The sequence below is a fragment of the Aidingimonas halophila genome (genome assembly GCF_900106955.1).
GTDB classification, from domain to species: domain Bacteria; phylum Pseudomonadota; class Gammaproteobacteria; order Pseudomonadales; family Halomonadaceae; genus Aidingimonas; species Aidingimonas halophila.
Map to the genome: position 1 here is coordinate 386,178 of NZ_FNNI01000002.1, position 24,240 is coordinate 410,417.

Sequence of the window (24,240 nt, forward strand, 5' to 3'; positions counted from 1 at the left end):
CAACTCCATTAATCCGCCCCCTCGACCTTCACGCCATAATCTTCGGGGGAGTAACCGGAATCCTCGAGCGCCTCTGCCACTTCCTTGGGCATGTAATTCTCATCGTGCTTGGCCATGACCTCGTTAGCCTCGAAGTGCCCCGACTCACTCAATTCCCCGACGACGACTACACCCTGCCCCTCGCGAAACAGGTCGGGCAGGATACCGCTATAACGTACTTCCAGATCATCCACGTAATCAGTGACAGTAAACACGACGTCCAGATTCTCGTCGTCGCGTTCAACGCTTCCCTCCTTGACCATCCCGCCAGCTCGAATCTGGCGACCGACCGGTGCGTCGCCATCGGCTATCTGCACCGGGCTGAAGAACAAGTTGACGTTGCTGCGCAAGGCATACAGAGTCAACCCGATGGCGATGGCCGCCAGGGACAGCAAGCCAAGGATAATGAATAGCTTCTGCTTGCGTTTAGGATGCATTGCTGTTGTTCCCTACCGCCGCGTTGGCCTGACGGCGTTCCCGGCGATGCAAGTCGCGCAGCAACCAACGCCGCTCGGCGCGAGCATGGAGCACGGCGCCCACCATCAATGCTAGTGTCACGCCCCAGGCCGCCCATACGTAGGGGGCATACCCCCCCATGGCGAGAAACGACGACACGGAATCGAAAGCCATCATTGCCCCCTCACCAATTCACGAACCCAGCGTTTATTCGACTCCCGCCGCAGTATCTCGTTACGTGTACGCATCAACGTCAGGGCAATGAAAAAACAATAAAATCCCAGCACCATCAGTAACAGCGGCATCCACATTTCCGCAGGCATCGAGGGACGCTCGGTGACACTGAAGGTGGCGGGTTGATGCAACGTATTCCACCACTCGACCGAATACTTGATGATCGGAATGTTGATCACGCCGACGATGGCCAGTACCGATGCCGCCCGTGAACCGCTATCCCGATGAGTAAACGCCCCCCGCAAGGCGATGATACCGAAGAACAGGAATAGCAGAATCAGCATCGAGGTCAGGCGGGCATCCCATACCCACCAGGTCCCCCAGGTCGGCACGCCCCAGACGGCACCGGAAAACAGCGCCACGAAGGTCATGGCAGCACCGAACGGGGCCATGACCGACGCTGCCATATCCGCGACCTTGATCTTCCAGACCAGAAATATCACTGCCGCAACCGCCAGACCGACAAAAGCCGATTGCGCCAGAAGAGCCGCCGGGACATGTACATAAATAATACGGAAGCTGTCTCCCTGCTGATAATCGGCGGGCGCATACAACAACCCCCAAAGACTGCCGGTCAGAAGCAACAGCACGGCAGCTGCCCAGAACCAGGGTTGCAGCCTGGCACTGAAATCATAGAACCCCTTTGGGGAGCCGAATTGATGAATGATGCGCCACATAGCCTAGCTAGCCCTCGATGTCCCGGCGAATCCGACCACACAGTCACCCATTGATACTGATGCGCAGCGACGCCGCAATGGCCCAGGGCGCCAGCATCAGCGCCGCCGCCAGCATTGCACCGAGAATCGCCAGATGCGGAGCAACGTCACTTCCCGCCACCGCTGCCTGTACCGCGCCGGTGCCAAAAATCAATACTGGGATGTAGAGCGGCAACACCAGCAGTGACAATAACACCCCACCCCGAACCAGACCGACAGTGAGTGCCGCGCCAATCGCCCCCACCAAACTAAGGCTGGCACTGCCCACGGCAAGGGACAGGCTCAGCACGCCATAACTTCCTGTCGGCAATGACAGCAGAATTCCCAGCAGCGGTGCCATCAACGCCAGTGGTAACCCGGTCAACAGCCAGTGCCCTGCCACCTTGGCCAGCGCCATCAACGCCAGCGGTTGGGGACAAAGCATCAATTGCTCAAGACTGCCATCATCGAAATCGGCACGAAACAGGGAATCCATCGAAAGTAGTGTCGCCAACAGTGCCGCCACCCAAAGCAGCCCCGGAGCGATGGTCGCCAACAAGTCCGCTTTCGGAGCAATCCCCAAGGGAAACAGCGTGATGACGAGGGCGAAGAACACCAATGGATTCATCACTTCGCTGCGCCGACGCAGTCTCAACATCAGGTCTCGGCGCAGGGTTGCCATCCATGCGACTACCAGTCCGCCGCCAGGTTCCCGAAGCACCGCAAGATCGACCTCACGCATCGACAGCTCCCCCACCCAGATGGATGGAGCGGATATCCCCCAGCGAAGGCATCTCATGGTGCGTCGTCATCAGCACTCCACCGCCACACTGGACATGCGTCAGCAAACGCCTTTCGAGGGCCGCGACACCTGCCTTGTCGATCGCGGTGAACGGTTCATCGAGGATCCACAAAAGGCGAGGCGTCAATTCCAGACGTGCCAGTGCCACACGGCGTTGTTGTCCTGCCGATAACTGTCCGACCAGAACATCCTCAAACCCGGATAACCCTACCGACGCCAATGCCGCCATCCGGTCGGACTCTCGGCCCGACTCGCCGCCCAACGCCTGATACCAGGCCAGGTTCTCCAGTGCCGTCAGACCGGCATGAATTCCTGGTGCATGTCCCAGGTAAAGCAGATTGGCATGAAAGTCCCCGCGCACCGCTGTCATATCCCGATCGCACCAGGAGAGCGTTCCCTGATAATCGTCCAACTGTCCGGAAAGGATTTTCAGCAACGTTGTTTTGCCACTCCCGTTGGGCCCCTCGATGCGAACAAGATCACCGCTACCCACGTCAATATCGAGATCACGGAACAGGCAGCGATCGTCGCGCTCACAGGCCAGCCCCCGGGCTCTCAGGCAAAAGTTCAAGAGTCTCTCCCAGCATTGATAACCCGCCCGGCACTCTACATGGAAACCGTTTTCCGGACCAGTGCCCGAGCCTGCCTCAGGCGGTGACTTTAGTGTAAGGTCAACGTTCACCGACGAGCGTCCCGCGTCGGGAGAAACGTACTGGCCTTGCCAGATGGCAAAAAATTGCTAAGCTGGCAAAGAACTGTAAATATAAACAGGTCACCATGCATTCTTCATGACAGGCCTGCATTGCGTTCAGGGAGTAATGATCATGTCACATACGGCACCGCATTACCTGTACCGACAGCCCAACCTGCCCATCAGAGACGCCTGGGAAGAGGTCGAAGCTGATGATCTGGTCGACATTCCCCTGTTGGGTCGCGTCGCTGCCGGTCTACCCATCGAAGCCTGCCCCGATGAAACCCATGTCGCGGTGCCCTCGCAAATGGTGAAACGGAACACCTATGCCCTGCGGGTGTGTGGCGACTCGATGATCGACAGCAATATTCATGATGGCGACGTCATTATTATCGAACGTCGGGAAAGCGCCGAAAATGGCGAGACGGCTGTCGTCATGATCAATGATCAGGAAGTCACGCTCAAGAAGTTCTACATCGAGAAGTCCGGGGTCAGACTTCAGCCCGCCAACCGGGACATGGCGCCCATCTATCTGAAAAATGACGACATCCAGGTCCTGGGGCTGGTGATGGGCGTCATGCGACAACCCGCCATAGCCGCCTGATGCGTTACCCCATTCCCGACCTCGCCACCGGGCAGTGGCACGAGAGCAAACTGGAGGTGGAGAAGAGCCAGTTCATCGCCTGGATCGCCCATACCCCCGACAAGGCACACGTCGACGCGCTGTTGCAACAAGCCAGGCAACGTCACCCGGATGCCAGCCACCACTGTCTCGCTTTCATTGCCGGCGCCCCCGGAGAACAGCACGCTACCGGTTTTTCCGATGATGGCGAGCCAGGCGGGACTGCCGGTCGCCCAATGTTCCGCGTACTGGAGGGCGCTGGATTGGGCCAGATCGGTTGCGTGGTCATACGCTATTTCGGCGGCACCAAGCTGGGCACCGGCGGCTTGGCCCGGGCCTATGCCCAGGCAGTCAATCATGCCCTGACGACAGTCCCTCGACGCGATTTCACCGCCCGCCAGCGCCGTTATCTACAGGTCGATTTTGCTGGCGAAGCCGAAGCGCGTGCCTGGCTGGCCGATCAGGGCATTCCCATCGAGCAGGCCGATTACGACAGTGCCGGTGTCACCCTGGCTATCGGTTGGCCAGAGGGGGATGCCCCTGCGCTCGATACACTGCACTCCCGCCTGAAAGGACGTCTCTCCCTACACGACTGATCCATCAGTGCACGGTTTCCTGCCCAATGCGCCCTTGACCTGTCATTGGGGCTGCATCTATATTGCTTCCTCAAATAATCGATTTTTTCCTATCTAAACGATGAAACCAGAAAAATCAGTGAAACCAAGTTCAATCGATCAAGAATCCCCTCAGACGGGGACCATCCGCAACAAGGAACGTTGGAGATGATGTCGGCAACGCAACCTGCCCTGTTCTGGTCTTTCCTGCGCATCGGGCTGCTCGGTTTCGGCGGCGGCCCGGCCATGATCCCCCTGATTCGCGCTGAAGTCGTGACTCGACACGGCTGGGTCGACGATGAGGAGTTCGCGGATATCCTGGCGATCGGCAATACCCTGCCCGGCCCCATCGCTACCAAGATTCCCGGCTATATCGGCTATCGCGTCGGTGGCATCACCGGTTGTGCAAATGCCGTCCTGGCGATCATCTTGCCGATGATCCTCGCCATGATTCTGCTCCTGGGTCTTCTCGACCACTATCGAGACGTCGACTGGATACATGGCATGGGTCAAGGCGTCATCCCTGTCGTCATGATCATGATGGCCCAGTTGGCCTGGGATTTCTGGCATAAGTCCCGCCTCTCTCTCGGCGCAATGACCACGATGGTCATGATGATCGTCTCCGGCAGTTTTATCTACTGGCTCGGCATCCATCCCGGACTCGTCGTCGGCGCTCTCCTCGCTGCAGCCCTGCTCCGCCCCACCGCCTCGGGCAAGGGAGTGTCATGATGATCTACTGGCACCTGTTCCTGGCTTTCTTCATCCCTAACATCATCGGCTATGGCGGTGGTCCGGCAATCATTCCACTGATCGAAGCGGAGGTCGTTGGTCGCTATGGCTGGATGAGCGGCCAGGAGTTCGCTGAAACCCTGGCACTGGGCAACTCCCTGCCCAGTCCGATCGCCACCAAGATGGCGGGGCAAGTCGGTTTCGAGGTTGCCGGGATCGGCGGCGCCGTCGCTGCCGTGCTCGCGACGGTCGTTCCCTCACTGCTGTTGATGCTCGGTGCCCTGGGTGTGCTTTATCGGTATCGCAACTCGCCACGAGTAAAGCGCATGAGCCAATGGGTACGACCCGTCATCGCCGTGATGATGGTATGGCTGGCCTGGAGTTTTTTCAGTGAAGGCGTCGACAGTGCCGGCATCCTGCATACCGGGGTGATCGGTACCAGTGCGGCCATCGCTCTCTTGTGTTTCAGGGTCCACCCGGCATTCGTCGTGGCCGGGGCCGTGATATACGGCGGCCTGTTTCTGGGCTGACTCATACCAGAACATGAGTCGACACAACAATAAACAAACCGTTTTCGGGACACGCGCTCTCGACGGGCAGACCACAAGACGCTCTGCCTCCCACGAACCGGAGACATCCCTCGGTTCACCTTCAGCCAATGATGATACTGACTATCGACAACAAAGGTATCCCGATATGACACTGACAAATAGCAGATTCACCAGCATCCTGGTCGGGCTGGGCCTTGCCTCAGGTATGGCCTTCACCACGACTGCCTCAGCACAGGATGGCGATTATCCGGAAAAGGAAGTCCGTCTCGTCATTCCCTACGGCCCGGGCGGCGCCACCGATATCATCTTTCGCCTGATCGCCGAAGAAGCCGAACAATACCTCGATGAATCCATTGTCCCCGTCAATATGGAGGGGGCAGGTGCCACCCGAGGATCTCGAGAGGTCAAGGACGCAGAACCTGACGGCTACACCCTGCTTGGCAGTCACGATACCATCGCGCTCTCCAAGCTTGCCGGTACTGTCGATTACTCCTACGACGCCTTCGAACCGATTGCCCTACTGACGCAAACGATCAACATCCCTTCCACTTACGCAGATCACGAGGTGCAAAGCGCCGACGAGATCGCCGCATATGTCGAGGACAACCCTGGGGATGTCCGCTTCAGCATGATCCCCGGCTCCACCGATCACTTCTTCTGGGCACAGTTCTTCCAGGAAGCGGGCATCGACATGTCGGATGTCCGGTTGATCGGGTATCCGGATACCGGTGAGCAGGTCGCCGCACTCCGCGCCGAAGAGATCGATTTTTCCATGCTGAACCTGCCCTCAGGTGGGTCTGCCTACGAAGAGGGCGCCCTTCACCCCTTGGGTGTGGCCCACAATGAACGGCTTGAGGCGATCAGTGACGTCGCCACGCTCGAAGAACAAGGCATCGAACTCGAACATGCTACCAGCCGAGGCCTGTTTGCTCCCAAGGGTACCCCCGAAGAGCGCCTGGATGTGATCAAGGACGCCTTCGGCAAGGCCCTGGAAAACGAGGAAATCCAAAGCCGTATCGAGGAAGAGTTCGGTTCGATCACGAATTTCCTGACCGACGAGGACTATCAGGAATTCCTCGATGAAAACGAGGCCAACCTGGCCAAGGCAGCGGAAGATATCGAATTCGACAACTGATATACAGTCTGCGGCCTGTCTGATGCGTCGCCCTGACGGGCGGCGTGTCATTGCGTGCCCCATATGGTGAACATCATGAACAAGGATCGCTATCTGGCCATCGCCACCCTGGTGATCGTCGGTATCCTATTGATCGAGTCGGGCGACATTCCGGGCAAGTCGAGTTGGCAACCTTATGGCTCGGCTATGTATCCCCGATTCCTGCTGGCATTGATTGCCCTGTTGTCGCTGGTCCTCCTGGTCCGTTCTTTCCTGACGGCAAAGCCAGCGACGCCTCAAAGCACAGCAACCTTCCATTCGCTGGCCGGCTGGTTCCGTCACTACCGCATCATCATCGCACTGTTCGGGCTATTCGGCCTTTATGCGCTACTGTTGCCCATGCTTGGCTACCTGATTAGCACCACACTGTTCATGGTCAGCTCCCAAGGACTACTACTCGGGTGCGACACACGTCGAAAATGGCTGATCAATCTGGGCATTACGTTCACGCTGGTACCATTGGTCTATGCCATTTTCCAGTACGGACTGAACGTCTGGCTCCCCTGATCCATGGAGAAACACGATGGCAGACTCATTCCTTCAAGCGCTGCTGGCAGTCAGTACCCCAGGCGTCCTGATACTGATCATCATCGGTGTACTGTTTGGTATCATCGGGGGAAGCATTCCCGGCTTCACGGTCACCATGGCCATTCTCGTGGTGTTTCCTTTCACCTTTGCCATGGACCCGATCAGTGGTGTCGCCCTGATGATAGGCGTATTTGTCGGGGGATACTCCGGAGGTATCGTGTCCGGCGTCATGCTGGGTATTCCCGGAACGCCATCGTCGATCACGACCGTCTACGACGGCTACCCCATGGCACAGAATGGCGAGCCGGGGCGCGCCCTGGGCATCGGCATGCTGGCATCGTTCTTCGGCACTTTGATCAGCATTGCCGTTCTGGTCTTCTTCGGTCCCCTCATCGCCCAAATGAGCATGCATTTTCGGCCATGGGAAATCACAGGGCTGATCGTGTTCGCGTTGACACTGGTTGCCGGTCTTTCCAATGGCGCCATGCTCAAGGGGTTGCTGGCAGCATTGATCGGACTGTTCATCACCACGGTCGGTCTCGATCGCAACAGTAACCTTCGTTTCGATTTCGACCTTGCCTTCCTCTCCTCCGGCTTCGAAATCCTGCCAGTGATGATCGGTGTCTTCGCCTTTACCCAGCTGATGGGAAACATCGAGAAACTGAAGGAGGAGACTCACCAAGACACCCAAGCACCCGATGCCAGCGTCAACATTCCCTATCGCCATATCGTCCGTGATATCGGCCAGCAGAAACTCAACACGCTACGCTCATCACTGATAGGCAGTCTGGTCGGTGCGTTACCGGGTACTGGCGGTACAGTGGCCAATTTCATCAGCTACGACCAGGCACGTAAGTTTTCCCGTCATCCTGAACGCTTCGGCAAAGGGATTCCGGATGGGATCGTCGCCTCGGAAGCCTCCAATAATGCCGTCGTCGGAGGAGCCTTCGTACCAACCTTAGCGCTAGGCATTCCCGGCGATCTGCCCATGGCCATCATGATGGGTGTCTTGATACTTCACGGCATCCAGCCCGGTCCACTGATGTTCGAACAGAACCCCATTCTTGTTGGAGCCATCTATGCCAGCCTGTTGCTGGGCGCTGTCATCATGGTGATATTTCAGCTGCTTCTGGTGCGCTGGTTCGCCAGGATATCGCAGATCCCGCAACAGGTTCTGGTGCCGGTCGTGCTGATGCTGTGTGCCGTCGGCTCCTATGCCCTGAACAACAACCTGTTCGACATCTGGGTCCTGTTCGGATTCGGCATCATTGGCTATCTGTTGTGGAAAGCCGGGGTACCACTGACACCGTTGATCCTCGGCGTGGTGCTGGGCAACAACCTGGAAAGTCAAGTATTCCGAGCCATGGAGCTCGATGATAGCTGGCTGACTTTCCTGACCCGGCCCTTGTCTGCGTCATTTTTCATCCTCGCCGCCGTATCGGTCGTCGTCGCCCTGATCCAGAACCGAAAGATCGCCAACAAACTCAGCGCTACCGAAAACGGCTGACCACTTCGTTCAAGGAGAGACATCTCATGCAGTACGATCCACTCTATTATCCAGGCACCTCGCGACGCATGCTGACCTACGGTCGGCGGGGCATGGTGGCCACGTCGCAAACGCTGGCGGCACAGGCCGGACGTGACATCCTCACTCGCGGGGGCAATGCCGTGGATGCCGCGATTGCCACCGCTGCGACTCTGACCGTCGTTGAGCCTACCTCCAACGGCCTTGGTAGCGACGCCTTCGCCATTGTCTGGATGGATGGCAAGTTGCATGGCCTGAACGCCAGTGGCCCGTCCCCCCAGGCAATCAGCCCTGACGCCGTACGCGCACAGGGACACGAGTGCATGCCGGTCCACGGCATGACCCCGGTCACCGTTCCCGGCGCCCCAGCTGCCTGGTCGGCACTCTCCCAGCGGTTTGGCAAACTGCCTTTCGCCGAGTTGCTGGCCCCTGCCATCGATATCGCCGAGCAGGGCTTTCCGGTCTCGCCCGTCGTTCATCAGCTATGGTCTGAGGCATTCGGTGAGTACCGTGCCTATGAGGATGCCGTCTTTGCACCCTGGTTCGATACCTTCGCCCCTGCGGGTCACGCACCGGCCCCCGGAGACATGTGGCGCGCACCGGATCATGCCCGTACACTCCAGGCCATTGCCGATAGCAACGCGCGTGACTTCTACGAGGGCGAGCTGGCCGAGCGAATCGATACCTTCTTCCGCGAACATGGCGGTTTTCTGCGTAAGGAGGACCTAGCGGCATTCAGACCGGAGTGGGTGGAGCCGATTGCCACCCGTTTCCGGGGCTGCGATGTTTGGGAGATCCCACCAAATGGTTGCGGCATGATTGCTTTGCAGGCACTCGGCATGCTGGAGAGCCTGGGACAACCTGGCCGTGGTCTCGTCGAGACACTGCACCAGCGCATCGAAGCCACCAAACTCGCCTACGTGGACGGTCTGCGTTATATCACCGAGCGCGATAACATGACGGCCAGCGTCGAGCAGATGCTCTCGCCCGGTTACCTGGAGCAACGCGCCAGATTGATCGGCGAGCGCGCCCTGAATCCGGAACCCGGCAATCCGATCACCGGCGGCACCGTCTATCTGGCCACAGCCGACAATGATGGCAATATGGTGTCGTTCATTCAGAGCAACTTCAAAGGGTTCGGTTCCGGCATCGTGGTACCTGGCACTGGCATCAGTCTACAGAACCGGGGCTGTTCGTTTTCGCTGGCTCCTGATCATGTCAACTGCCTGGCTCCCGGCAAGCGCACTTACCACACGATCATTCCAGGCTTCATCACCCGCAACAACGAGGCGGTCGGTCCGTTCGGCGTCATGGGAGGCTTCATGCAACCGCAAGGACATGTCCAGGTTGTCAGTGCCATGCTCGACGACGCCCTGAACCCCCAGGCCGCCCTGGATCTGCCGCGCTGGAAATGGACGGAAGGCACCACGGTGGAAGTGGAGCCCGATTTTCCCGACCACCTTGCCCAAGCGCTTCAACGACGCGGGCATCACATCGTCAAACGAGTCGACGGGTTGAGTTTCGGCCGTGGCCAGATCATTTGCCGGGATCCTGTCACCGGCGTGTTGAGCGCCGGCACCGAGCCACGGACCGACGGTGCGGCCGTACCCTGGTGAGGCAATGAGGTAACAATGGCGCCCAATGGGCGCCATATGGGGACAACAACCGGTGCTGGCCTAGCCGAGATACTTGATCATCACGCCGGCGGCCACCGCAGAGCCGATGACACCAGCGACATTGGGTCCCATGGCATGCATCAGCAGGAAGTTGTGCGGATTGTTGTCCAACCCGACCTTATTGGAGACACGTGCCGCCATCGGCACGGCAGAAACCCCTGCTGAGCCGATGAGCGGATTGATCGGCATGCGGCTGACGCTGTTCATCAGCTTGGCCATGAGAACCCCACACGCCGTTCCGATACCGAATGCCACGATTCCCAATCCGAGAATACCCAGTGTTTCCAATGCCAGGAAACGCTCGGCAACCAGCTTGGACCCTACTGACAGCCCCAGAAAAATGGTCACGATATTGATCAGTGCATTCTGAGCCGTATCGGAAAGACGCTCGACCACACCACACTCGCGCATGAGGTTGCCGAAACAGAACATCCCCAGCAGTGGTGCCGCATCGGGCAGGAACAACACGACCAGAATCAATAGCACCAAGGGGAAACAGATCTTCTCCAGTTTGGAGACCGGGCGCAGTTGCGTCATGACGATCTGTCGCTCGCGCCGGGAGGTCAGCGCATTCATGATCGGCGGCTGAATCAACGGGACCAGGGCCATGTAGGAATAGGATGCCACAGCAATCGCCCCCAGCAATTCGGGCGCCAGAATACTCGAGACATAAATCGAGGTCGGCCCATCCGCACCACCGATGATACCGATCGCCGCCGCCTGCTTGAGCGAGAAGTCCATCCAGCCCGTAGCTGACAGACCGACGGCACCCAACAACGTGGCAAAAATACCAAACTGGGCCGCCGCACCGAGAAACAGCGTACGAGGATTGGCCAACAGAGGACCGAAATCGGTCATGGCGCCCACGCCCATGAAGATCACCAGCGGGGCGACACCCGAGGCAATGGCAACGCTGTAGAACTGATACAGCATGCCATGGGTGAATCCGGCTTCCTTGGCAATGTCATTGGCTTCACGCAACTGTACCGGCGATAGCTCGCCATGCAGGGCTTCTGATACCCCATGTCGCCAGGCATCGATTCCGGCACCGGCCTCCAGGCGCACATCCAGGATATCGGCTAGTCGCTCGATCATCTCGGGGCGGGCCAGGTGGGCCGCCTGCTCCGCAGCAGACAGCGCCAACCCGGCTTCCGGAATATTGGCCAGGATGCCACCGAAACCTATCGGTACAAGCAACAACGGCTCGAATTTCTTGTTGATAGCCAGATACAACAGGAGAAGGCCGATGACGATCATCACCGCCTGTCCCCAATCCAGGTTGTAGAGCCCCGATCCGTACCAGAGTGTCAGCAGTTTTTCCATGCGGCTGTCCTTAAAGCACGATCAGCGTATCGCCAACGGCAACGCTGTCGCCTTCCTTGACCTTGACATCGGACACGGTACCGGCACCGGCCGCGCGCACCTCGGTTTCCATCTTCATGGCTTCGAGGATGATCACGACATCCCCTTCGGCCACGCTGTCCCCGGGCTTGACGTTGACCTTGAAGATATTGCCGGCCAGCGGTGCAGTGATGGCCTCTCCACTTGGTGCAGGCGCTGTCTGCCCGGCCGACTGGGCTGGCTGGCCACTTGGCTCACCCGCTGCCTGGACTTGCTCGATCTGGCCCCCTTCGGCCACCTCGACTACGTACTGCTTGCCGTTGACGGTAATGGTATAGGTTTCGGGTCCTGACGAGGCCGAGGGAACCGAGGCCGTCGTTGTCGTAGCAGGAAGTGTACCGGCCTTATCCTCCGTCCCCGGTGCCTGAGGCGCAGGCTCGAAGGCATCGGGATCATCCCGGTTCTGCAGGAATTTCAGGCCAATCTGCGGGAACAGGGCATAGGTCAGCACATCATCGATTTCGCGCTCCCCCGTTTCCAGGCGGATTCCTTCATCCTGCGCCTTGCCCTTGAGTTCTTCGCGCAAGCGTTCCATTTCCGGCTCCAGGCGATCGGCCGGACGACAGGTTATCGGTGCTTCACCGTCCAGCACGCGTTGCTGAAGCTCACTGTTGTAAGGTGCAGGGGCCGCGCCATATTCACCACGAAAGAGTGCTTGAACCTCCTTGGAGATCGACTTGTAACGCTCGCCCATCATCACATTCATCACCGCCTGGGTCCCGACGATCTGCGACGTCGGTGTCACCAGAGGAATGAACCCCAGGTCCTCTCGTACCTTGGGAATCTCGGTGAGCACGTCGTCGAGCTTGTCACCAGCCCCCTGCTCCTTGAGCTGGTTCTCCATATTGGTGAGCATGCCGCCGGGAACCTGGGCGACCAGAATGCGGGAATCGATACCCTTGAGCGCCCCCTCGAACGCGGCATACTTCTTACGGACTTCACGGAAATAGGCGGCAATATCTTCCAGGAGCTCGAGGTCGAGACCGGTATCGCGTTCGGTTTCCTTGAGGATGGCCACTATCGACTCGGTGGGACTGTGGCCATAGGTCATGGACATCGAAGAGATCGCGGTATCGACATTGTCGACGCCCGCCTCGACGGCCTTGACGGCCGCCGCCGTGGACATGCCGGTAGTTGCATGGCTATGTAGATGGACCGGAACCGACAACACCTTCTTGAGCCGGGAGACCAACTCGAAAGCGGTATATGGCGTCAGCAGCCCGGCCATATCCTTGATCGCTATGGAATGGGCACCCATCCCCTCGAGTCGCTGGGCCAGATCGATCCAGCCCTCGATCGTGTGCACCGGACTCACGGTGTAGGAAATCGCCCCCTGTGCGTGCCCCCCCTGATCGACCACCGCTTTGATCGGCCGCTCCAGGTTGCGGGGATCGTTCATGGCATCGAACACACGAAAGACATCGACGCCATTGACCCGCGCACGCTCGACAAACTTATCGACTACATCGTCGGCATAGTGGCGATAGCCCAGTAGATTCTGTGCACGTAGCAGCATCTGTTGCCGCGTATTGGGCATCGCTTCCTTCAGCGCACGTATCCGTGCCCACGGGTCCTCCCCCAGATAACGGATACAGGCATCAAAGGTCGCGCCACCCCAGGACTCCACCGACCAGAAACCGACTTGATCGAGCTTAGCGGCGATCGGGAGCATGTCATCGAGGCGCATGCGAGTGGCGAACAGCGACTGATGCGCATCACGCAGCACCAAGTCAGTGATGCCTAGCGGGCGTTGGGTCTCACTCATGACCTTGTCCTTATGTATATCTCTCTCATGAAATGGCGTTGGAGACCGCGAGACCGTTCGGTGGAGGACGACAGTTCGGCGCTCTCTACTGAACTAGCGGCGGCGGCGATAGCGATGCAGGGCGGCACTGATCACCGCCATCAACTCGCCGTCATGGTCATCGGCAGCCCCGGCCTCTCGAGAGCCGGACTCGGTGGGTGCCGGCGCCGGTGTCAAACGGCTCACCAAGGACGACATCAAGGTCGTCGCCACGACCAAGACGGTAAGGAAAACGAACACGAAGCCCATACCGAAGGCCATGAGGCTCAGACCTTCCTGTAGCAGCTGCGGATCCTGCATGATTATGGTTCCCCTGACTGATAGTTGTGGCCAACCGTGACGACACGACAGGCCATCACCGACTCATACAATAACTTGCCTGATTTCCCGCGTCATGCAATGGCACCTTGGTGGCGTACCCCTCCGCGACGGCAAATATCATGATGCCGACAATGCATCGATTGAAGCTGAAGCCAACCATTACGTTGTTAAATTACTACATTTACAGAGTATAAGGCTAACACTCCCGGAGGCAACAGAACGACACCTGATAAGCCACCATTCGCGATATGATCGGGATTGCAGGCGCACACCTCGCTTACTACCGGTCGTTGATCGTCACGATCCATCAAGAATCGTCAGCAGTTATACCGCATTGCAGCGTAGCATACTTCCTAAACAAGTGAAGGCCTTGCAAGTAAAACGATGGTGGAACCGCAAGGTTTCAGCACGAGCCACTGCCCCGGACTGGATACCGCGTTGGCGAGTAGAGCATAGGGAATCAAGGCGGGGCGCCACGGGCATCTGAGGGAAAGGTCCGGCGGATTCGACTGACCAATAACAAAAAACCCGCCCTCATAGTGAGGACGGGTCGCAATCTGGCGCGCCCGGGAGGATTCGAACCTCCGACCGCCTGATTCGTAGTCAGGTACTCTATCCAGCTGAGCTACGGGCGCCTAATACACGACCTGAGCTGACAACCATTCAGTAATGGCTCGCAAACACAGGTAAAGGGAAGCAAGATCCCGAGAGGATGATGGCACGCCCGGGAGGATTCGAACCTCCGACCACCTGATTCGTAGTCAGGTACTCTATCCAGCTGAGCTACGGGCGCGGATCATTCCTGCACTGTATTGATGGCTCACTCTCTGAGTGAGCGCGGAAATGGCGGAGAGAGAGGGATTCGAACCCTCGATGGGGCTATCAACCCCATACTCCCTTAGCAGGGGAGCGCCTTCAGCCACTCGGCCATCTCTCCCTCATCAACACGGCGCGCATCTTACCGTTTATACCGCTCGTTGTCCAACACTCACCGGAACTTTTTGCCGGGCGATTTCAGGACGGTACGTCATCATCGTCGGTTTGTTCACGCTGGATGCGCTGATAGATCTCTTCACGATGGACGGCGACGTCCTTGGGTGCGTTGACTCCAATACGTACTTGATTGCCTTTGACTCCCAATACCGTCACGGTAATGTCGTCACCGATCATCAAGGTTTCGCCGACTCGGCGGGTCAGGATGAGCATAGCTGATCTCCTTCTCAGACTGTTCCAACGGGATGCCTAGCTTACTGCGATGTGTGGCGGACGATTATGCGTCATGCATCGCTTACGGCCAAATGCTCAGTACAATAACAGACGATAATGACGTTGAAAGAAAGCCCAGGCATCGCCCTTTATGCTCTCTTTCTCTAGCGTAGCCCCCCGTCGGCGATGCCGTTTGTCCGGATCACTCGGGCTCGATGTCCTGTTTATCCAGACCAAACGCGGTATGCAAGGCACGGACCGCCAGCTCCATATGCTTTTCATCGATCACCACGGAGATCTTGATTTCCGATGTCGATACCATACGGATATTGACATTCTCATCTGCCAGGACTCGGAACATGCGCGACGCCACCCCGGCGTGGGAGCGCATCCCCACACCAACCAGTGATACCTTGGCGATATTATCGTCGCCACGTAGCTCACCGCTGCCCAGGTCCGGCAAGACCTGATCCTTGAGGATCTGCATGGTCTGCTTGTAATCGCTCTTGGCTACGGTAAAGGTGAAGTCAGTATAGTCACCCACCGGAGCCACGTTCTGGACGATCATGTCGACTTCGATGTTGGCATCGGCAATCGGGCCCAGGATACGAGAAGCGACTCCCGGCACGTCGGGGGTGTTGAGCAGGGTGAGCTTGGCTTCTTTGTCGGTAAACGCGATACCGGAAATCAGCGGTTCTTCCATGGAATCCTCTTCTTGATCTGATTCAGCAACAATCAGGGTACCGGGGCCATCCTCGAAACTGGACAGCACACGCAGCGGAACATTGTACTTACCGGCGAATTCCACCGCCCGGATCTGCAATACCTTAGACCCCAGACTCGCCAGCTCGAGCATCTCCTCGACAGTGATGGTTTCCAGACGCTGCGCCCGGGAACAGACACGAGGATCGGTCGTATAAACACCATCGACATCAGTATAGATCTGACACTCGTCGGCCCCTAATGCCGCAGCGAGGGCTACACCTGTCGTATCCGAGCCTCCGCGACCGAGCGTGGTGATATTGCCCTCATCATCGGCGCCCTGAAACCCGGCGGCGACTACGACCTGGCCATCATCGAGGTCGGCACGGAGATCCTCGGTATCAATGCGTTGAATGCGGGCTTTGGTGTAAGCACTGTCGGTTTGAATACCCACTTGTGCACCGGTATACGACGTGGCCGGCACCCCCAGTCGATGAAGTGCCATGGCAAGCAGCGAGATGGTGACCTGTTCGCCGGTGGAAACCAGCATGTCCATCTCGCGTGGGGTCGGCTCATCGTTGATCTGTTCGGCAAGTTCGATCAAACGATTGGTTTCACCACTCATGGCCGAGACGACCACAACGACCTGATGGCCCTCGTCGCGGAAGCGTTTGACCTTGTTCGCTACGGCCTTGATGCGCTCGACGGAACCTACCGACGTCCCGCCGAATTTCTGTACGTATAGCGCCATAGACAGTTTACCCTGGTTGCATTGACATTCGGCTTGTCGCCGAACGGGTGAATGGGCTTTCGCCGGGCCGGACACCCCGACCCGGCCGACTCAAACGAGCTGTGACTCGACCCAGTCCGTGACACTGGCAAGCGCTTGCGGAAGCGCACCAGGGTTACTGCCACCGGCTTGAGCCATATCCGGACGACCGCCTCCTTTACCGCCGACCTGGGCAGCCACGTGATTGACCAGTTCGCCTGCCTTGATCTGGCTGGTGAGGTCCTCGGTCACTCCGGCAATCAGATTAACCTTGTTGGCCTCGGTATCGGCCACACCCAGCACGATCACGCCAGACCCCAACTTCTGTTTGAGCTGGTCCAGCACACCACGCAGTTCCTTGCCTGACACACCGTCGAGTTGCTTGGCCAGCAATTTGACGCCGGCCACCTCACGCGCTTCGCTGATCATGTCACTACCAGCGGCACTGGCCAGTTTGGCCTTGAGTCGCTCGAGTTCCTTCTCCAGATGACGGTGGCTCTCGACAAGCGATTCGACCCGACTCTCGACCTGTTCGGGTCTGGCCTTGAGCCGTTCGCCAACACGCGCCAACCGCGCTTCCTGTTCACGAAGATAGGCCAGTGCCGCTTCACCGGTGATTGCCTCGATGCGTCGCACGCCGGCGGCAATGCCCGTTTCGGACAAAATATGGCAACAGCCGATATCCCCACTACGAGCGACATGGGTGCCCCCGCAGAGTTCGATGGAAAAGTCATCGGCCCCGATGGTCAGCACACGTACATTATCGGCGTATTTGGCTTCGAACAGAGCCGCGGCACCTTTGGCTTTGGCATCATCGAGGCTCATGTGCTCGATCCGGGTCGGGGCATTCGCCAGTATCTGTGAATTGACGATTGACTCGACCTCGGCCAATTGATCCGGTGTCATGGCCTCGAAATGGCTGAAATCGAAACGCAGTCGTTCCGCCGTGACCAACGATCCTTTCTGTTGCACGTGATCGCCCAATACCAGACGCAAGGCTTTGTGCATCAGGTGTGTTGCTGAATGATTGCGAACCGTGGCAGCACGTAGCGCTTCATCGACCTGGGGTGTTACCGAAGCACCGACATCGAGTCTCCCCTCGATCAGTACACCATGATGCAAGTGGTGACCGCCCTGTTTCTGCGTGTCGGTTACCTGAAAACGCCCCGAATCGAAATACAGATAGCCGGTATCTCCGACTTGCCCACCGGACTCGCCATAAAACGGCGTGCGATCCAGCACCACCACGCCTCGTTGGTCGGCCTCGAGCGCATTCAGCGGATTGCCCTGTTCATCGACCAGAGCCACGACATCGGCAGTATCCTGGAGCCGATCATAACCGGTAAAGGCGGTTTCGCCGTCAAGCTCCAGCGTTGCGGAATAATCGGTGCCGAACTGACTGGCGGCACGTGCCCGTTCGCGCTGAGCTTCGAGCTCTCGCTGGAAACCGACCTCATCGAGGGTCACGCCTCGTTCACGGCAGACATCGGCCGTCAAATCGAAGGGGAAGCCATACGTATCGTAGAGCTTGAATACCGTCTCGCCGGACAGAACATCGCCATCGAGTGACTCCAGCGCCTCTTCGAGCAGTCCCATGCCATGATCGAGGGTCCGCGCGAACTGTTCTTCTTCCTTGGCAAGGATACTCTCGATCCGGTCACGCACCTTGCGCAATTCGGGATAGGCATCGCCCATCTCGGCATCGAGTGCAGCCACGAGCTTGTGAAAGAACGGCTCTTTCGCTCCCAGTTTGTGGCCATGCCGAATGGCGCGGCGAATGATTCGACGCAAGACATAGCCCCGGCCTTCATTCGAAGGCAATACATCATCGACGATCAGAAATGCGCAGGAGCGGATATGGTCGGCGATCACGCACAATGAGGGCGAAAGAAGATCATCATGCCCCGTCAGCTCGGATGCCGCCTTCAGCAGGTTCTGGAAGAGATCGATCTCATAGTTGGAATGCACTCCCTGCAGTACGGCCGCCACACGCTCCAGCCCCATGCCGGTATCGATCGACGGCTTGGGCAGTGGAGTCAGCGTACCGCTGGCATCGCGATCATACTGCATGAAGACCAGGTTCCATATCTCGATATAGCGATCGCCATCTTCCTCGGGACTGCCGGGAGGCCCACCCCAGACATCGGGGCCGTGATCGAAGAAGATTTCCGAGGAGGGGCCACAGGGGCCGGTATCTCCCATCTGCCAGAAGTTGTCGTCCTCGAGCCTGGAGAAGCGCTCGGGGTCGACGCCAATATCCTGTTTCCAGATCTCTTCGGCTTCGTCATCGCTGACATGCACTGTCACCCACAACTTTTCGGCGGGAAGCCCCAGCCGCTCAGTGAGAAATTCCCAGGCAAAGCGGATGGCGTCACGCTTGAAATAGTCACCGAAGCTGAAATTGCCCAGCATCTCGAAAAAGGTGTGATGGCGGGCCGTATAGCCGACGTTGTCGAGATCGTTGTGCTTGCCGCCGGCGCGTACACAGCGTTGTGCCGAGGTGGCCCGCACATAGGGGCGTGGATCGCGGCCAAGGAATACATCCTTGAACGGCACCATGCCGGCATTGGTGAACAACAGGGTGGGATCGTTGTCGGGAACCAGCGAACTCGACGGTACGATGGTGTGGCCCTGCTCCTTGAAGTACGTCAGAAAGGCCTGTCTGATATCTGCGCTTTTCATAATGAATCCGTGGCGATATGCGAAGCGGCTCGAGGCCATGCAAAGCCATCATTATAACGCAGACTTGGGGTAACTTTCAGCGCCAATCCACATTCATGCCTGTATCACGGCTCATCATCCCAGGCGTGGGCCAGTGCGTAGCGAACCTGCTCGAAGTCGAAACCACGACCCGCCAGGAAGCGTTCGCGCCGGGCCCGGTCACGCGGCCCCTCGCCAGGACCGGAGAAGCGCTTGGCCAATGTTTCACACGCCAGTTCGCGCCAGTCGACATCAGCTTCGGCCAGAGCCGCGTCGATCCATTCACGTTCGACACCTCGCTGACCAAATTCGGCATGAATCTTGACTGGCCCCTGACCGCGGGCGATACGTGAACGAATGAAGTGTTCAGCGAAACGTCGATCCGATTGCAGGCCTTCAGCGACCAGGGTATCCAGGCATTCCCCAATGGCCTGAGAGGCATGCCCTTTAGCCGCCAGTCGCGAGGCCAACTCCGCCCGTGAATATTCACGTCGGGCCAGGAGCCGAATGGCGTCATCCCGGGGTGATGACGCCTGCGCATCTTGAGAGGAAGACACCATATCTCACTTCCTGCGACACCATCAGGCATTCATGATGACGACATCACAACAATTCATTGCGTTCATCGTCGGCAGTCACTGTATCACCGGTTTCACCAGCCTCCTCCTTGGAGGACTCCGGTAGCGCCAGCAACTGCGCCCGAATCTGGGACTCGATCTCTGCCAGAATGGCCGGATTGTCCTCGAGATACTGTGCGGCATTGGCCTTGCCCTGCCCGATCTTGCTGCCCTGATAGCTGTACCAGGCGCCTGCCTTGTCAATCAGTTTGCATTGCACACCAAGGTCGATGACCTCGCCAGCGTGGTAAATCCCCTTGCCGTAAAGGATCTGGAACTCGGCCTGACGGAACGGTGGCGCCACCTTGTTTTTGACCACCTTGACGCGAGTCTCGTTACCGATCACCTCGTCCCCCTGCTTCACCGAGCCGGTACGGCGAATGTCGAGACGCACGCTGGAATAAAACTTGAGCGCATTGCCACCGGTGGTGGTTTCGGGACTACCGAACATGACACCGATCTTCATGCGAATCTGGTTGATGAAGACCACCATGCAATTGGCATTCTTCATGTTACCGGTGATCTTGCGCAGTGCCTGCGACATCAAGCGTGCCTGCAGTCCGACATGGGAGTCCCCCATTTCGCCTTCGATCTCGGCGCGCGGGGTCAGGGCGGCCACCGAGTCGATGATGATCACATCGACCCCGCCGGAGCGGACCAGCATGTCACAGATCTCCAGGGCCTGTTCACCGGTATCCGGTTGAGACACCAGCAAATCATCGAGATTGACGCCCAATTTTTCCGCATAGCTCGGATCGAGCGCGTGCTCGGCATCGATGAAGGCACAGGTCTTGTCCTGCTTCTGTGCCTCGGCAATTACCGACAGTGTCAGTGTCGTCTTACCCGACGACTCGGGACCAAAGACCTCCACGACCCGACCGAACGGTAGCCCGCCGATACCCAAGGCGATATCCAGACCCAGGGACCCGGTGGACACCGAAGGCATCGTGACGCGCGGCGCATCGCCCAGGCGCATCACTGTCCCCTTGCCGAACTGGCGATCGATTTGGGAGAGGGCGGCGTCCAGCGCCTTGGAACGGTTCTCGTCCTTTGCCATGCATGGCCTCCTGGTCTCGTCAAAAGGGAAAGTACTGTATGGCTGCACAGTAGTATGGCGAAAAAATCGTCCGCCGCCTAGCTCTCATTCTACATTTTTTCCGGACTTTCCAGCCATCGAATCAGCCCTTGCAGAGCCACTTGCACCGACTGTAACCGCACGGCACGGCGATCACCGGAGAAATGCCATTGCTCGGCTTGCTGCTGCCGGATATCACCCCAGGCCAACCATACCGTTCCCACCGGTTTGGTCTCGCTACCACCACCGGGGCCGGCCACACCGCTGACGGCCACGCCGAGATCGGCTCCACTTTCCCGGCAGGCACCGACCACCATCGCCTCGACGACGGCTCGACTGACGGCACCCTGCGAGTCGATCACTTCGGTCGGCACACCCAGCAATCGAGACTTGGCGACGTTGGCATAAGTCACATACCCGGTTTCGAAGTAGTCGGAACTACCGGCCACTTCCGTGATGGCACTGGCCACGCCACCTCCAGTGCAGGATTCAGCTGTCGTGATCCTGACCCGTTGCTGGCGACAAAGATCTCTCAAGCGCTCGGCGAGCGGCGTCGTGTCCACCGCCTGATCGACAACATCGGACATGCGTTGCCCCCTGGTTGGTCCACCGACATCCTGACGGATGCATCTCATCGGCGTAGAATAACGGCGTTGTCGACGAAATGCAGACTCCCGCATCGTGCGGCCAACAGCGCCTCAGCGACCTACTGTCAAGGATGTCCATGTCACAGGCAAGCCCTCAGCATACCCCCATGATGACGCAATACCTGAAGATCAAGCGCGAACACCCGGACGTGCTGCTCTTCTATCGCATGGGTGACTTCTATGAGCTGTTCTATGATGATGCCAAGCGTGCCGCGGAATTGCTCGACATCACGCTGACCCAGCGAGGTCAGTCGGCCGGCCAGCCAATTCCCATGGCCGGCGTGCCCTATCATAGCGCAGAGAGCTACCTGGCAAGATTGGTGAAGTCCGGTGAATCGGTGGCCATCTGCGAGCAGATGGGCGACCCCAACACCGCCAAGGGCCCGGTGGAGCGCCAGGTCGTTCGCATCGTCACGCCCGGCACCCTGCATGATGAAGCCCTGCTGGACGCCCGTCGCGACAATCTTCTGTTAGCACTCTATCATGCTGGCCAACGCTGGGGGCTGGCCTGGCTGGAGCTGTCCAGCGGCCGTTTCAATGTGCTGGAGGTCGAGGGGGATACGGAAATGTTGGCTGAAGTGCAGCGGCTGGATCCGGCGGAACTGTTGGCAGCCGACAGCGCCTCCCTGCCCGGCGCCCTGTCCGAGCGTCGCGGCTTACGCCGACAGAGCGACTGGCTATTCGATCCGGCATCGGCGACACGCATTCTATGCGATCAACTAGAGGTTGCCGACCTGCGTGGCTTTGGCTGTACACACCTGGAGACCGCCCTGACGGCCGCCGGGGTACTGATCGATTATGCCCGCGACACCCAACGCTCACGCTTGCCCCACGTCACGGCGATCGGTGTCGAAAGTCGCGACGACGCTGTCATCATCGATGCGGCCAGCCGACGCAACCTGGAAATCGACACCAACCTCAGCGGCAGCACCGACAACACGCTGGCCAGCGTACTCGATACCACGTCGACGGCGATGGGATCGCGCCTGCTCAAACGCTGGCTGAATCGTCCCTTACGAGACCACACCCAGGTCAGTGCTCGCCAGGCGGCCATCCAGCAACTGCTCGATGACGACGGGTACGACAGCCTGCGCGATTCGCTCAAACAGGTCGGCGACATCGAGCGCATTCTTGCACGCGTCGCCTTGCGCAGCGCTCGTCCACGCGACTTGGCCCGCCTTCGCGAGGCCCTCAATACACTGCCTGAACTCCGGTCGTCACTGGCACATTTCGAGGAGGGATCGGCACTGGATGACCTGAAACACCACATCCGTCCCTATCCGGAGTTGGCCGACACCCTCGACCGAGCCCTGGTCGACGAGCCACCTGTCGTGATCCGCGACGGCGGCGTCATCGCCGAGGGGTTCGATGCAGAGCTCGATGAATATCGCGGCCTCGCCGAGCATGCCGGCGACTACCTGGTCAACCTGGAGATTCGCGAGCGCGAGCGCACCGGCCTGTCCGGCCTCAAGGTCGGCTACAACCGAGTTCACGGCTATTACATCGAGATCCCCCGGGCCCAGGCCCGCGAGGCGCCGGCCGACTATATTCGTCGCCAGACGCTAAAGAATGCGGAGCGCTTCATCATTCCCGAGCTCAAGGAGTTCGAGGACAAGGCGCTGTCGGCCAAATCACGGGCATTGGCACGTGAAAAGCAACTCTACGAATCGCTGCTCGAAACGCTCAATGCCGATCTCGATGCACTACAGGCCAGTAGCCGGGCGTTGTCGGCCCTGGATGTCCTGACGACATTCGCCGAGCGGGCACAGGCACTGGATTTTACCCGTCCTCGCTTGAGTGAAGCACCAGGCATCCACATTCATAACGGTCGTCATCCGGTCGTTGAACAGGTCAGCGATACGCCGTTCGTACCCAATGACCTCGACCTCGGTGACTCACGACGCATGTTGATGATTACCGGCCCCAACATGGGAGGGAAATCGACCTACATGCGTCAGGTGGCCCTGATCACCCTACTGGCCCATACCGGCGCCTTCGTTCCGGCCGACAGTGCCGATATCGGCCCGGTGGATCGCATCTTCACCCGCATCGGTTCCAGCGACGACCTGGCCGGTGGTCGATCGACCTTCATGGTCGAAATGACCGAAACCGCCAGTATCCTGCATAACGCCACCGACCACAGCCTGGTGTTGATGGATGAGATCGGTCGAGGTACCAGCACATTCGACGGATTGTCGCTGGCCTGGGCCAGCGCCGAACACCTGACCCGAACACGTGCCTTCACTTTGTTCGCGACCCACTATTTCGAAATGACCGCCCTGGCGGATCAGATCGACGGCGTTGCCAACGTGCATCTGACTGCTGCCGAACACAAGGACGGTATCGTGTTCATGCACCGTGTCGAAGAAGGGCCGGCAAGCCAGAGCTACGGGCTGCAGGTTGCCCAACTGGCGGGGGTGCCACAGGAGGTGATCAGTCGGGCACGCGAGAAGCTTGCCAATCTGGAACAGCAGGAGATCGACCAGGGGCATCGTCACAACTCGACGATATCCAACGACAAGACGCCGCATCCACAACAGGCTGACCTGTTCGCGACGGCACCCCACCCGTTGATCGAAGCGCTCGCCTCCCTTGAGTTGGACGATCTGACGCCCCGTCAGGCACTGAACATGCTATACGAGTGGCGAGACAGTCTATGACA

At 58.7% G+C, this 24,240-nt stretch carries 23 protein-coding genes and 3 tRNA genes; 9 read left to right on the top strand and 17 right to left on the bottom strand.

Annotated features, from left to right (window positions below; genetic code table 11):
* Positions 1 to 8: 8 nt before the first annotated feature.
* From ccmE to ccmA, 5 genes are read right to left on the bottom strand one after another with little or no spacing between them, the layout of a single operon-like run.
* Positions 9 to 476 (bottom strand): cytochrome c maturation protein CcmE, encoded by a 468-nt coding sequence (ccmE, locus tag BLW01_RS05145; RefSeq protein ID WP_092568416.1) that lies wholly within the window; start codon positions 474 to 476, stop codon positions 9 to 11.
* On the bottom strand, positions 466 to 669 hold the full coding sequence (ccmD, locus tag BLW01_RS05150) for a heme exporter protein CcmD (protein WP_092568586.1): 204 nt from the start codon (positions 667 to 669) through the stop codon (positions 466 to 468). Before ccmD ends, ccmE begins: the two co-directional genes overlap by 11 nt.
* Positions 669 to 1,406 (bottom strand): heme ABC transporter permease, encoded by a 738-nt coding sequence (locus BLW01_RS05155; protein ID WP_092568417.1) that lies wholly within the window; start codon positions 1,404 to 1,406, stop codon positions 669 to 671. Before BLW01_RS05155 ends, ccmD begins: the two co-directional genes overlap by 1 nt.
* A 43-nt stretch (positions 1,407 to 1,449) precedes the next feature.
* Positions 1,450 to 2,166: a heme exporter protein CcmB gene (gene ccmB / locus BLW01_RS05160; RefSeq protein WP_092568418.1), complete on the bottom strand. Its 717-nt coding sequence runs from the start codon at positions 2,164 to 2,166 to the stop codon at positions 1,450 to 1,452.
* Positions 2,159 to 2,797 carry a cytochrome c biogenesis heme-transporting ATPase CcmA gene (gene ccmA, locus BLW01_RS05165; RefSeq protein WP_092568419.1) on the bottom strand — a complete coding sequence of 213 codons (639 nt, stop codon included), beginning with the start codon at positions 2,795 to 2,797 and terminating at the stop codon, positions 2,159 to 2,161. Before ccmA ends, ccmB begins: the two co-directional genes overlap by 8 nt.
* A 253-nt stretch (positions 2,798 to 3,050) precedes the next feature.
* On the opposite strand from ccmA, the gene lexA reads away from it, so the two are divergent.
* From lexA to BLW01_RS05205, 8 genes are all read left to right on the top strand, one after another.
* Positions 3,051 to 3,521 carry a transcriptional repressor LexA gene (gene lexA / locus BLW01_RS05170; protein WP_092568420.1) on the top strand — a complete coding sequence of 157 codons (471 nt, stop codon included), beginning with the start codon at positions 3,051 to 3,053 and terminating at the stop codon, positions 3,519 to 3,521.
* A complete protein-coding gene (locus BLW01_RS05175; protein ID WP_092568421.1) occupies positions 3,521 to 4,135 on the top strand; it encodes an IMPACT family protein in 615 nt (204 codons plus the stop codon). Before lexA ends, BLW01_RS05175 begins: the two co-directional genes overlap by 1 nt.
* A 186-nt stretch (positions 4,136 to 4,321) precedes the next feature.
* Positions 4,322 to 4,882: a chromate transporter gene (locus tag BLW01_RS05180; RefSeq protein WP_092568422.1), complete on the top strand. Its 561-nt coding sequence runs from the start codon at positions 4,322 to 4,324 to the stop codon at positions 4,880 to 4,882.
* The gene (locus BLW01_RS05185) at positions 4,882 to 5,412 is read left to right on the top strand and encodes a chromate transporter (RefSeq protein ID WP_092568423.1); all 531 of its coding nucleotides are present in this window, start codon (positions 4,882 to 4,884) and stop codon (positions 5,410 to 5,412) included. The genes BLW01_RS05180 and BLW01_RS05185 overlap by 1 nt, the downstream gene beginning before the upstream one ends.
* Before the next feature lie 166 nt (positions 5,413 to 5,578).
* Complete coding sequence (locus BLW01_RS05190) at positions 5,579 to 6,568, top strand: Bug family tripartite tricarboxylate transporter substrate binding protein (RefSeq protein ID WP_229806386.1); 990 nt, start codon at positions 5,579 to 5,581, stop codon at positions 6,566 to 6,568.
* Positions 6,569 to 6,643: 75 nt separating this feature from the next.
* Entirely contained in the window at positions 6,644 to 7,114 is a 471-nt protein-coding gene (locus tag BLW01_RS05195) for a tripartite tricarboxylate transporter TctB family protein (protein WP_175529775.1), read from the top strand.
* 16 nt (positions 7,115 to 7,130) lie between these two features.
* Entirely contained in the window at positions 7,131 to 8,642 is a 1,512-nt protein-coding gene (locus tag BLW01_RS05200; protein ID WP_092568424.1) for a tripartite tricarboxylate transporter permease, read from the top strand.
* Between the two features lie 26 nt (positions 8,643 to 8,668).
* Positions 8,669 to 10,276 carry a gamma-glutamyltransferase family protein gene (locus tag BLW01_RS05205; RefSeq protein WP_092568425.1) on the top strand — a complete coding sequence of 536 codons (1,608 nt, stop codon included), beginning with the start codon at positions 8,669 to 8,671 and terminating at the stop codon, positions 10,274 to 10,276.
* 60 nt (positions 10,277 to 10,336) lie between these two features.
* Here the strand turns inward: BLW01_RS05205 and BLW01_RS05210 are convergent, their stop codons facing one another.
* The 12 genes from BLW01_RS05210 to BLW01_RS05265 form a co-directional block, all read right to left on the bottom strand.
* Positions 10,337 to 11,659, bottom strand: a complete 1,323-nt coding sequence (locus tag BLW01_RS05210; protein ID WP_092568426.1) for a sodium ion-translocating decarboxylase subunit beta — start codon at positions 11,657 to 11,659, stop codon at positions 10,337 to 10,339.
* A gap of 10 nt (positions 11,660 to 11,669) precedes the next feature.
* The gene (gene oadA / locus BLW01_RS05215; protein ID WP_092568427.1) at positions 11,670 to 13,502 is read right to left on the bottom strand and encodes a sodium-extruding oxaloacetate decarboxylase subunit alpha; all 1,833 of its coding nucleotides are present in this window, start codon (positions 13,500 to 13,502) and stop codon (positions 11,670 to 11,672) included.
* Positions 13,503 to 13,595: 93 nt separating this feature from the next.
* Positions 13,596 to 13,841: an OadG family protein gene (locus tag BLW01_RS05220; RefSeq protein ID WP_092568428.1), complete on the bottom strand. Its 246-nt coding sequence runs from the start codon at positions 13,839 to 13,841 to the stop codon at positions 13,596 to 13,598.
* A gap of 579 nt (positions 13,842 to 14,420) precedes the next feature.
* A tRNA-Arg gene (locus BLW01_RS05225) sits at positions 14,421 to 14,497 on the bottom strand.
* A gap of 81 nt (positions 14,498 to 14,578) precedes the next feature.
* Positions 14,579 to 14,655, bottom strand: a tRNA-Arg gene (locus tag BLW01_RS05230).
* A 51-nt stretch (positions 14,656 to 14,706) separates the two neighbouring features.
* Positions 14,707 to 14,799 (bottom strand) — tRNA-Ser (locus tag BLW01_RS05235).
* Between the two features lie 77 nt (positions 14,800 to 14,876).
* Positions 14,877 to 15,068 (bottom strand): carbon storage regulator CsrA, encoded by a 192-nt coding sequence (csrA, locus tag BLW01_RS05240; protein ID WP_092568429.1) that lies wholly within the window; start codon positions 15,066 to 15,068, stop codon positions 14,877 to 14,879.
* A gap of 202 nt (positions 15,069 to 15,270) precedes the next feature.
* Positions 15,271 to 16,521, bottom strand: coding sequence for an aspartate kinase (locus BLW01_RS05245; protein WP_092568430.1), 1,251 nt, complete (start codon positions 16,519 to 16,521; stop codon positions 15,271 to 15,273).
* 90 nt (positions 16,522 to 16,611) lie between these two features.
* Positions 16,612 to 19,221, bottom strand: coding sequence for an alanine--tRNA ligase (gene alaS, locus BLW01_RS05250; RefSeq protein WP_092568589.1), 2,610 nt, complete (start codon positions 19,219 to 19,221; stop codon positions 16,612 to 16,614).
* A 104-nt stretch (positions 19,222 to 19,325) separates the two neighbouring features.
* Positions 19,326 to 19,799 carry a regulatory protein RecX gene (locus BLW01_RS05255; RefSeq protein ID WP_092568431.1) on the bottom strand — a complete coding sequence of 158 codons (474 nt, stop codon included), beginning with the start codon at positions 19,797 to 19,799 and terminating at the stop codon, positions 19,326 to 19,328.
* A gap of 43 nt (positions 19,800 to 19,842) precedes the next feature.
* Positions 19,843 to 20,913 carry a recombinase RecA gene (gene recA / locus BLW01_RS05260; protein ID WP_092568432.1) on the bottom strand — a complete coding sequence of 357 codons (1,071 nt, stop codon included), beginning with the start codon at positions 20,911 to 20,913 and terminating at the stop codon, positions 19,843 to 19,845.
* 89 nt (positions 20,914 to 21,002) lie between these two features.
* Positions 21,003 to 21,518, bottom strand: coding sequence for a CinA family protein (locus BLW01_RS05265; protein ID WP_092568433.1), 516 nt, complete (start codon positions 21,516 to 21,518; stop codon positions 21,003 to 21,005).
* 137 nt (positions 21,519 to 21,655) lie between these two features.
* Between BLW01_RS05265 and mutS the strand changes: the two genes are divergently transcribed.
* Positions 21,656 to 24,238 carry a DNA mismatch repair protein MutS gene (mutS, locus tag BLW01_RS05270; RefSeq protein ID WP_092568434.1) on the top strand — a complete coding sequence of 861 codons (2,583 nt, stop codon included), beginning with the start codon at positions 21,656 to 21,658 and terminating at the stop codon, positions 24,236 to 24,238.
* Positions 24,239 to 24,240 lie beyond the last annotated feature (2 nt).

Coding starts and splice junctions, on each gene's coding strand:
- ccmE (WP_092568416.1), bottom strand. CDS start 476: ATGCATCCTAAACGCAAGCAGAAGCTATTCATTATCCTTGGCTTGCTG.
- ccmD (WP_092568586.1), bottom strand. CDS start 669: ATGGCTTTCGATTCCGTGTCGTCGTTTCTCGCCATGGGGGGGTATGCC.
- BLW01_RS05155 (WP_092568417.1), bottom strand. CDS start 1,406: ATGTGGCGCATCATTCATCAATTCGGCTCCCCAAAGGGGTTCTATGAT.
- ccmB (WP_092568418.1), bottom strand. CDS start 2,166: ATGCGTGAGGTCGATCTTGCGGTGCTTCGGGAACCTGGCGGCGGACTG.
- lexA (WP_092568420.1), top strand. CDS start 3,051: ATGTCACATACGGCACCGCATTACCTGTACCGACAGCCCAACCTGCCC.
- BLW01_RS05175 (WP_092568421.1), top strand. CDS start 3,521: ATGCGTTACCCCATTCCCGACCTCGCCACCGGGCAGTGGCACGAGAGC.
- BLW01_RS05180 (WP_092568422.1), top strand. CDS start 4,322: ATGATGTCGGCAACGCAACCTGCCCTGTTCTGGTCTTTCCTGCGCATC.
- BLW01_RS05185 (WP_092568423.1), top strand. CDS start 4,882: ATGATCTACTGGCACCTGTTCCTGGCTTTCTTCATCCCTAACATCATC.
- BLW01_RS05190 (WP_229806386.1), top strand. CDS start 5,579: ATGACACTGACAAATAGCAGATTCACCAGCATCCTGGTCGGGCTGGGC.
- BLW01_RS05195 (WP_175529775.1), top strand. CDS start 6,644: ATGAACAAGGATCGCTATCTGGCCATCGCCACCCTGGTGATCGTCGGT.
- BLW01_RS05200 (WP_092568424.1), top strand. CDS start 7,131: ATGGCAGACTCATTCCTTCAAGCGCTGCTGGCAGTCAGTACCCCAGGC.
- BLW01_RS05205 (WP_092568425.1), top strand. CDS start 8,669: ATGCAGTACGATCCACTCTATTATCCAGGCACCTCGCGACGCATGCTG.
- BLW01_RS05210 (WP_092568426.1), bottom strand. CDS start 11,659: ATGGAAAAACTGCTGACACTCTGGTACGGATCGGGGCTCTACAACCTG.
- oadA (WP_092568427.1), bottom strand. CDS start 13,502: ATGAGTGAGACCCAACGCCCGCTAGGCATCACTGACTTGGTGCTGCGT.
- BLW01_RS05220 (WP_092568428.1), bottom strand. CDS start 13,841: ATGCAGGATCCGCAGCTGCTACAGGAAGGTCTGAGCCTCATGGCCTTC.
- csrA (WP_092568429.1), bottom strand. CDS start 15,068: ATGCTCATCCTGACCCGCCGAGTCGGCGAAACCTTGATGATCGGTGAC.
- BLW01_RS05245 (WP_092568430.1), bottom strand. CDS start 16,521: ATGGCGCTATACGTACAGAAATTCGGCGGGACGTCGGTAGGTTCCGTC.
- alaS (WP_092568589.1), bottom strand. CDS start 19,221: ATGAAAAGCGCAGATATCAGACAGGCCTTTCTGACGTACTTCAAGGAG.
- BLW01_RS05255 (WP_092568431.1), bottom strand. CDS start 19,799: ATGGTGTCTTCCTCTCAAGATGCGCAGGCGTCATCACCCCGGGATGAC.
- recA (WP_092568432.1), bottom strand. CDS start 20,913: ATGGCAAAGGACGAGAACCGTTCCAAGGCGCTGGACGCCGCCCTCTCC.
- BLW01_RS05265 (WP_092568433.1), bottom strand. CDS start 21,518: ATGTCCGATGTTGTCGATCAGGCGGTGGACACGACGCCGCTCGCCGAG.
- mutS (WP_092568434.1), top strand. CDS start 21,656: ATGTCACAGGCAAGCCCTCAGCATACCCCCATGATGACGCAATACCTG.